This window comes from Alistipes sp. HGB5 (assembly GCF_000183485.2).
Taxonomy (GTDB): Bacteria; Bacteroidota; Bacteroidia; order Bacteroidales; family Rikenellaceae; genus Alistipes; species Alistipes finegoldii.
The window spans coordinates 1-8,871 of the sequence record NZ_AENZ01000001.1; the positions used below are offsets into that span (position 1 = coordinate 1).

At 37.7% G+C, this 8,871-nt stretch carries 7 protein-coding genes and 1 tRNA gene; all 8 read right to left on the reverse strand.

Annotated features, from left to right (window positions below; genetic code table 11):
- Positions 1–51 precede the first annotated feature (51 nt).
- A tRNA-Phe gene (locus HMPREF9720_RS00005) sits at positions 52–124 on the reverse strand.
- 223 nt (positions 125–347) lie between these two features.
- Entirely contained in the window at positions 348–545 is a 198-nt protein-coding gene (locus tag HMPREF9720_RS00010) for a hypothetical protein (RefSeq protein ID WP_039939373.1), read from the reverse strand.
- 412 nt (positions 546–957) lie between these two features.
- Positions 958–3,147: a PL29 family lyase N-terminal domain-containing protein gene (locus tag HMPREF9720_RS00015; protein WP_039939380.1), complete on the reverse strand. Its 2,190-nt coding sequence runs from the start codon at positions 3,145–3,147 to the stop codon at positions 958–960.
- Positions 3,148–3,753: 606 nt separating this feature from the next.
- Positions 3,754–4,029, reverse strand: a complete 276-nt coding sequence (locus HMPREF9720_RS00020; protein ID WP_015547354.1) for a hypothetical protein — start codon at positions 4,027–4,029, stop codon at positions 3,754–3,756.
- Positions 4,026–4,412: a DUF6908 domain-containing protein gene (locus HMPREF9720_RS00025; protein WP_015547353.1), complete on the reverse strand. Its 387-nt coding sequence runs from the start codon at positions 4,410–4,412 to the stop codon at positions 4,026–4,028. The genes HMPREF9720_RS00020 and HMPREF9720_RS00025 overlap by 4 nt, the downstream gene beginning before the upstream one ends.
- Positions 4,413–4,517: 105 nt before the next feature.
- The gene (locus HMPREF9720_RS00030) at positions 4,518–4,985 is read right to left on the reverse strand and encodes a hypothetical protein (protein WP_039939376.1); all 468 of its coding nucleotides are present in this window, start codon (positions 4,983–4,985) and stop codon (positions 4,518–4,520) included.
- A 15-nt stretch (positions 4,986–5,000) separates the two neighbouring features.
- Positions 5,001–7,559 (reverse strand): KAP family P-loop NTPase fold protein, encoded by a 2,559-nt coding sequence (locus HMPREF9720_RS00035; protein WP_009596049.1) that lies wholly within the window; start codon positions 7,557–7,559, stop codon positions 5,001–5,003.
- A gap of 683 nt (positions 7,560–8,242) precedes the next feature.
- The gene (locus HMPREF9720_RS15980) at positions 8,243–8,566 is read right to left on the reverse strand and encodes a helix-turn-helix domain-containing protein (protein ID WP_368072164.1); all 324 of its coding nucleotides are present in this window, start codon (positions 8,564–8,566) and stop codon (positions 8,243–8,245) included.
- Between the last annotated feature and the right edge of the window lie 305 nt (positions 8,567–8,871).

Consider the following 8,871-nt stretch of genomic DNA (forward strand, 5'->3'; position numbering starts at 1 on the left):
CAGACACTAGAAAGCGACAATAGCCTTAATGGCTATTGCGCTTTAATAATGTGGTACCACCAGGAATCGAACCGGGGACACAAGGATTTTCAGTCCTTTGCTCTACCAACTGAGCTATGGCACCATCCCGTATGAATAGTGCTATATATAAGCGATTTACGCATAGCCCGTTCGCCCCTTGTTTCTGTCTTTTCGTTGCGGTTTAACTGACGGTTTAACTCTTGATTTAATCGAGATTATTAGTAATTGAGTGAATTAGTATTATTGTAGTCAAAGGAAAAACGCCGCATTTTTTCGGCCCTTTCTCCTTAACCTTTATAGATACGATGCAATTCAACTCCACCGAATTATTTTGCAAATTGCATCAGATAGTTTTCGCAAAATCCAGCTAACGGGAATTTCACTACCTCGTCCCGTCCGTCGGGCGTGGTGTATTGGAATAGGATTGTATCGGCTTTCACGTGGTAGTCGAACAAATTCACCTTTTCGCCCGTTCCCTCGATTTGTGCCTCGTTAGCCGTCATTGTGCCGATTATTCCGTCCATATCTTCGAGTTCGCATTTTCATCCGAATATGTATTGTCGGTTCTTTGTAAGGACAATTTCGACGGGCTTTGTTGTGTCTGCCATATTAGGGGCAAACAAGTAGATAAATGTTTCGGGAAATATTTCGTCTTTGGGTTTTCCTACAAGTAGGATTATTCCCTCTGTTTGGCTCCATTTAACCGTCTTTTGGATTATCTGTTTATCCTCTCATGCTTTGGTCATTCATTCTGTTTTAGGTTGTTTGTATCTGTTCATTTTAGCTAAAATTTAATGTTATTTATCTTTATAAAGATAAGATTATTACCGAAATAAACAAAATAAGAAAGTGACAAACTCTGCAAAGGGCCTTATAAATTAACCTTTTCACAAAGTCTGTCACTTAATTTATAGAGGTAGCTTATTTTGGGATATTTTATTCGTTAAAATCATATCCTATTATATTATCGGCATAATTACGCCATTCATTTGCGATTTTATAGGCATTTTCTGAACCTATTGGAACATAGATTTTAGCTTCTGAGGGAAGTGTTGCTTCCAAAGTTGGAGGAGTGGTTGAACGACTATAAATATTTGCCAGTTTTCCACATCCAGAGAATGAATAAGTTTCAATGGTTTTAATGCTGGCTGGTAATTCGATAGTTGTTAATGCAAAACAATTAGTAAATGTACCATGAGCGGCTTTGTAACCATAATCATAATAGCCTTCAATGGTTGTAAGGCGAGATTCTTTCTCGAAAGTTACCGTTGTTAATTTGATGCAACCTTTAAAAGCAGATGCCCCAATAGTTTCTACACTGGCGGGTATCTTGATAGAAGTAAGTGATGAACAATATAGAAATGCACCATAACTAAATCCTCCATAAGGAGACGACCAGCCTCCTCCAATTGATTTAAGTTTAGAACTATGTTCGAAAGTAACAGATGCTAATCTTTTACAGTTAGAAAAAGCTGCGACTCCAATTGATTCAACGCTGGCAGGAATTTCAATGGCTGTTAATGCGGAACAATCAGAAAATGCTCCATAATAGTCTATCGACATATAGTCAGATGCCATTTTGCTCCCTCCTTTAATATCTCTTAAAATAGAGCCTTTTTCAAATGTTATATTTGCCAGAGAGCTACAACTTTTAAATGCTCTAAGACCAATTGTTTCAACACTGGCAGGTATTTGAATTGAAGTTAAAGCGGTACATGCGTTAAATGTATCGTCGTCTATTGATGTAAGATGTGTGAAATATTTAAGTTCTTCAAAACTTTCTATTAACGTATTGCCTTTAAATTTAGTCCCAAGCGTTGTAATAGCCGTTGCTTCCACATAGGACAATTCTGAATCTCCATCGGTGTCCCAAGCCGCAACACAAATTGTTTTGACGTAAGGGTCTTTAAACTCAATAATGTTAGGTGTTGATTGTCCTGTTTTGGAAATCGTGATTACCGTACCATCTGCCAGTTCAAAATAAACATTGTTCTCGTCCTGCGTGATTATGATGCTATCTGCATCCTTGCCATCCTCTCCCGTGGCTTTACCCAACTGTGTCCAATTCACCCCGTTATCATAGGAAATCCACCAATAGCCCTCTCGAATTTCGAGTTTCGGCGTAACACCATCTGAACCATCCGCGCCATTATTACCGTCTGTCCCTTGTGCTTTTATCTTCTGCCCGTCCACAACGATAAACTCACCGTCCAGCGTCCAATAATAGATGCCGTCCGTGTCTTTCTTCACTCCGATAACGGGTGTGTTGCCATTGACACCATCCGCACCGTCCTTGCCGTTGTAAATTACAATCGGATTGCTCTTGGCAAACTTAATCGTATAGCCTACCACCTTGCCGTTCTCGGTCAGCGGGTCTACACTCGTGATATAATCGTTGTTTTGGAGTGCTGTTACAATCGTCTGTAAGGCTGAAAGGTTGGTGTTCGTTTCGTTACAAAGACGCTGTAAAGCTTCAAATGCAGACCATGTAGGCAGTTTGATTTGCGTACCGTTCGATAAAGTGAAAATTACATAGTCGGTGCTGGTTTCATAATCCACACCCGAAAACATGGAATCGCCACCAATGCCGTCTTCACCTGTGGCCTTACCTAACTGCGTCCAATTTGCTCCGTTATCATAGGAAACAAACCAATAATCGTTTTCGATTTTGAATTGCGGGGTCGTGCCGTTGGTTCCGTCTTTGCCCTCGGCTTGGATTTTTCCACCATCGACCACGATAAATTCACCGTTCAACGTCCAATAATAGACACCATCAGTATCTTTCTTTACGCTGATAGTGGGTGTTATCCCATCTTCACCGTCTTGTCCGTCTTTACCGTGGTAGATGGTAATAGGGTTACCTTTGCTGAAAGTAATTGTATAGCCGATTTCTTTGCCGTCTTTCATAAGAGGTGTAGTCCCCGTAACATAGACGTTGTTTTGTAATGCTGTTACGATGGTTTGCAACGATGAAATATTCGTGTTCATCTGCTTGCAGAGTTCCTCCAATTTTGCGACACGGTTTTCCAATCCGTGAACGCTGTTCCAAAGGTCATCATCATCGTATTTACACGATGTGAGCGCAACCACCGCAAATAATGCGGCAAAAGCCAATAGTTTTTTCATAATGAGATTATTTAAGTAAAACAAGTGACGCACGTTTTACCGTACAACTCCTATGCGGTGGATAAATACAAAAAAGAAAGTGTGGAGTTGTTCGTTATCTGTACCGAGGTTCTGACAAAACCCAAAGACGAATAAGAAACAATACCCCACACCGAATAGAATATATCAGATGATATATGCCTATACACGGTGATGAGCGTTGTCGTTATCCTCGTCTTTGTAGAAACTGTCAGATTTCGGTACAAGGATTAGCGAAACACTTTCACTAAACTAATATGTTACCGCCCATTCGGGACAGCACCACAAAGTTAGAAAATGTTTCTCAATACGCAACACTCGTGGGGTATTGTAGTTACAAAGAACGCGCTAAACTTTCAGAAAATCAAGATTGATGTTCTAAAAAGTTCTTCATTGGTTGGGATATTCCGTTATAAAGAATAAGCCGACATATTCCCTCTAATCGGGAGTTGCAAATCATTCCAACCCTCAATTATCGAGAATATGCCGACTTAAAATCTGTTTTGACGGTTTGGTAATAGCCGTAAGGATTACAAGTAGCCGATAATCAGCCAACCGACCGACAGCGTATATAGAGTGTTCCGCACGTTATCCTGCGGCTATCTCTTGTATAACGCTGTCCATACAGATTGCCTGCCCACTCGCTAACCTGCCCCACCAACAGCAACCGTATTCCTCGATGATAACTTCTCCCTCGCGTTTCAGACGTTCTGCCAGCCAACTGTCAATAAGCCACCATTCCATAACATCGCCCAGGAACGGATAGATATATTCTTCTGGTAGCAGGTGCTTGTTCAGCATTTCGTCCACGACTGCGGTTTGATTCGTCAGTACGCAGTTCTCTACCAATCGTTGTGCTGTCATAGGATTCCTTGTTGAGCGGCTATGTTACGGAGCCATTGATTAGCGAATGTGGTGTGTTCTGCCTGCAAGCGAGGATTCAACGCTATTCCATCTTCCGACCATTTCACGCTGTTCTGCTCGATGCCGCAGTAGTCATTGCGGTAATAGTACGGAATGAATTGCTGTGTTTCTTTGTGCAGGGCAAAGAGCATTTCGGGGTCTCGCATGGCATCTCCGTTTTGCTGTCCGTAATGAGCCAGCGAGAAAAAGTTGTAGTTGTCGATACGGCCGATCAGTTCAAGGTAGACGGGCATATAAGTACCGTCCGAGTTGTCGATTTTGGTTGTTTGCAGAGCCAACAATGCGCGGAAAATCTCCGCCGCCTTTCTGTCAAGTGTTTTCATATTATAAAACGGTTTTACATTTGACAATAGGGAGGGGGCTTTGATTCATGTATCTGTTTGTGGGCAGGATAAAAAAGGGATGCCAAAACGATGGCATCCCCAATATTACGCTGTTTTTTTATCTTCTTTTGCGCGTGTTAATGGTTGAAGTAAAGAATTTAAGTAACTCATCGCTGTTAAATATTCATTATCATCTGGTAGACTATCTAGCCCCTCCATTATGCGTTGTATTTGCGTTGTAAGCAACTTGCAATCTACCTGTTTTAATGAATTGAATGACTGTATTATGCCTAATACGACATTTACATTCTCATTTTTATTTAGCATATCAGAGAACATCCCTGCTAAATAACTTTTCTGTTGCATATTACCATTTTGAGCCAGATAAGTTAAGAAGTCTGGATATTTCTTATAATTTTCAATGTTTGTTTTATTGATACTATTTACAGCCAGATTCATCAAGTCCTTTGGTAAAGTTTGTATATCTGCAATCGTTTTTTCCGATATAATAGGAATTAACATAGCTTTAATCCTCTCACTTTTAAGAGAAATTGCATTCAACCAATCAAACATTTGGGAACTATTATGTTAAATGGCAAATTTTAACATCTCATCTAATTTCGTTTGTATTATTTCTTCCGAAAGAATATACCTATTGTTAGGTTTAGCTGTAAAATGATCTGCAAATAATTCCATTAATTTATCGTTGTTATACGACTTGAATTTAAGAATATAATTCGCCAAAGGATACAAGTTAAATCCCCATCTATTTTTTAACCATAATAATTGATCTAAAATTATATTTGAGGATTGAGCGAAGAATGGATCTATTATATTGTCAATTGCAATTCGACCACTTGACACCTTATATGTAATGCAACCAAATTTAACAACGGTTTCAATGGCTGTATCATCATTAGTACACTCATCTATAAACCTAATGTTTTGATCGTAATTCCGATGTGATGGATATGAGGGATGAGGCATTGGCCTCGTTCCAGCGATTAGAGTAACAATATTTTGAATAGAGGGCAGATTATTGGTTAATGATAAATTTTCTGTCACAATATTTATGGCTTTCAATTTTTCTAGAATAATACTTTGAGAAACGCCCCTCAAGTCTCCTAAAATATGGTGTATTTTCTCATAAATCTTTATAACAACATTTTCTGAAATCTGGCGCTTCTGTGATATGTATACAACATCCTTGATGTAAATATTATCATTGTCTAAATCTGGCCATTGCTCTATTGCATATGAAAGTAAATCGTCATTAACCAAATAATCTATTTGCGCTTGATTTAGTTCGGTCAAAGAGAAATGGTCTTGTTTATACACCTTGGTGAATAGTACACCTAAAGGTTTTATTACAGAGGCATCATTATATTGTCGGATACATTCATGAAAATAACTATCCCAAATCCCAGCAGAACGCTCGTTCTTTAGAAGGTATGATGAGATACCGTCTGTTATGTATCGTAATCCTTGCCTATATAAATTACAAGAATAGGCTACAATCTGTTCTGGGTTATTTGCAACAACGATAATTTCATCTAATGACAATCTGAATTTTTCTTCAAATCTTAAATTGTCATTATATGTAAATTGTACTGATGGATTGACTGCTGCAATAAACTCAAAATATGCTTTGAATTCAGTATCCCATAGTTTATGTCTTATCGTTCTATCTATATTATGTAGGCAATAAGTAGTTAATTTGTCTAAATGCGAAACATTTTCAGCAAGCCATATTGGAAGCTCCTTCAATGCATCTGTAACATTATGCGAATCTATTATATCCTTTATTTTTTGTGGTATATCGGCAAATAGGCTATCCGAATTTGTTAGTATTTTAGAAATGACAAAACTATCGCAATTAGATGTATAACTTCTGGTATCATCCAATAAGCGTTTGAGTTCCGAATTTTTCTCTAAACTCTTTGGAACAATACCTTTCTCGAATAGAGAATAGTCTTGTAATACCTCTTGATAATAAGCATAATACTCCTCTCGTATTATTAATAATTTACAAATTAAAGTTTCATATTTTACTGCAAAATCTGCAGGGAAATTATTTAATTCTGCCGATAGATTATTGAATAATTGGATAATACGACGAGGATTTCTTGCATACTCTTTAGATGCAATATTGATAGTTGCGTTAGAAAACTCTAGATTATATTTATCGTTTAGTTTTTTTGCAAATTCATACATTTCAGTTGGTTGATGCGGTTTTATTCTTATCGCAACATTAAAAAATTTACGTAAAAACTCCTCTTTTTCCTTTGCGCAATCGTCCGTTACGTTTTTTACTGAACCTAATATGTGTTTCCTCAATGCCTCATCATCCACAGGAATAATAAAGATAATATTATATGGTTCATTACTTAAGAATGTTTTGATGTCTGTTAATAGATTATACGCCTGTTCATTATTACATCTATCCACATTGTCAATTACTATTATTATTTGTTTCTGACGGTCCGTGTTCGGTAAAATAAACTCTAAAACGCGTTTCAATATATCTGGCTTTAGCGTTGCCTCTATCATTTCTTTAAAACATTGCTCGAATTGTTCTGGCGCAAAAATATGAGGTCTTTGGACAGATACTTTAAGTTGGTTGAAAGCACCTGTTAATATTCCGCCCAACACTCCTACAAGAGCTATAATAGAATATATAGAAACTTTAGTATCAATTTCCTGAACGGAAAATTGCACCAAGATAATCGTAATTATTAATGCGGCGATTAGTGAAAATATTTTCAGGGGTGAAATTTTATTCTTGACATCTATATCTTGACTACTATTTTGATAGAACTTATCCATTAGGGACGTTCTTTGATGTCCAAGCCCTCTTTGAACTTCAAACAAAAACATTCTTCTGAAAGAATCATTAACGTATTTCCACGCATCATAAGATATGAATTTGACTTTTGACTTTCTATTCTTTGTCAAATTCTCTCTTACGGTTTCAATAATTGATGATTTTCCTGACCCCCAACTTCCAAAAAGACCGATGGTAAATACACGCCCTTGAGGGGCATTCTGGATTATTTTAGTTATATTTTTGGCATATCCCGCTGTATTTAACAAATCGGTTTGCTCATTTAGGACAATCTCTTTGTCAAGTATAAATTGTCGTCTCATGGTTAGATAAGTTTGAGTAAAATTCTTTATTGCAAATATAGTGAATATTTTAGAACACAGATACTTTTGATTTTATATAAATATTTGATTAATAGCTGATGACACAATTAATAAGGTCTATATAAATCAAATATCCGCAAACTATGTCATATTCTTATTCTTATTAAATGGGAAAAGCACTGCATGCGTAAGCATGAGGGCTGGATATGGATGATTTATTTGCTGACTATCTAAAACTCAAAACCTTTGAACTCTTCCTTAAACTGTTTTGCTTGTTCTGCTCGTTCCGTAACGGCTTTATATTGTTCCTGCATATCGAGCACCTTTATAAAATAGGCCAACGATACCTTTTCGGGTAGAGTCTTGCATCGTTTATCGAGTTGGTAGGTTATGCTTATTGGCTCTGTTCTCGATAAGCCTATTGCATTATACTTGATAAGCAGTACGGACATCGCTCGTTTATCCCACTTGGGAACGGCAACACCTTTCACCTTGCAGAAATCGCATATCTCCTTATAAATCCCTGCATTGGTCTTTTTAACAGAGGAATTGATAAAACAGCCTGCCGTCAGTTCATAGCCTTTAGAAATAGGCTTTATAAGCCTTAATTGCAGGCACTCTTTAATGAGGACTGTGGTTGTGTTCCTCGATAAACCGATACTCTTTGCAATTTGGGAATTGCTTCATTGGATGGTATCCGTATTATTAAGGCATATTGCCTTTAATAAGAGCAGGAAGCCTGCAATCTTGGCGGGATAGTTCCGCTTAAAGAAACTGTTGTCGAGGAAGAAATAGTTTTTGTTTGCTGGCTTTATATAGTAGGAATTTCGCTTTATAAATCCTCTGTCTGCATCTTCTTTAATGGTAGTCTGTACGGTCAGGTAACCTGCATCCTTTAAGCGTTTGATAACACGTCGGATTGTTCGTTCATCCAATCCCGTCAGTAAGGATAGCTTTTCTTCTGTTACATGGGAAATGTTCGTCTCGTGATTGGAACAACATTTAATGGTTGCTCACACGTAAATATCGACGGGTTTACTGTTTCCCGTCTGAAAGTTCACGATTGATTTGGGGATTACGGTATAATTCATCGTTGGCAATGGAATTTTGATTGTTCGTAAATATGATTTCTTTTAGATGCAACAATTTTCGAAAACAGGCAATGCCGTAATGGTCTTTGGCCTGCTTGCGGTTGTCGAATCATTTATGGTCTTTGATATGGTAGTACATGGTCTGCAAGACTTATTAGGTTATGTATAAGTAGGTAGTGTATATATAGGACACTTTTGAGCAGTTTGCACAGGACAGTTTT

Coding starts and splice junctions, on each gene's coding strand:
- HMPREF9720_RS00025 (WP_015547353.1), bottom strand. CDS start 4,412: ATGAAAACACTTGACAGAAAGGCGGCGGAGATTTTCCGCGCATTGTTG.
- HMPREF9720_RS00035 (WP_009596049.1), bottom strand. CDS start 7,559: ATGAGACGACAATTTATACTTGACAAAGAGATTGTCCTAAATGAGCAA.
- HMPREF9720_RS00010 (WP_039939373.1), bottom strand. CDS start 545: ATGGACGGAATAATCGGCACAATGACGGCTAACGAGGCACAAATCGAG.
- HMPREF9720_RS00030 (WP_039939376.1), bottom strand. CDS start 4,985: ATGTTTGATTGGTTGAATGCAATTTCTCTTAAAAGTGAGAGGATTAAA.
- HMPREF9720_RS00015 (WP_039939380.1), bottom strand. CDS start 3,147: ATGAAAAAACTATTGGCTTTTGCCGCATTATTTGCGGTGGTTGCGCTC.
- HMPREF9720_RS00020 (WP_015547354.1), bottom strand. CDS start 4,029: ATGACAGCACAACGATTGGTAGAGAACTGCGTACTGACGAATCAAACC.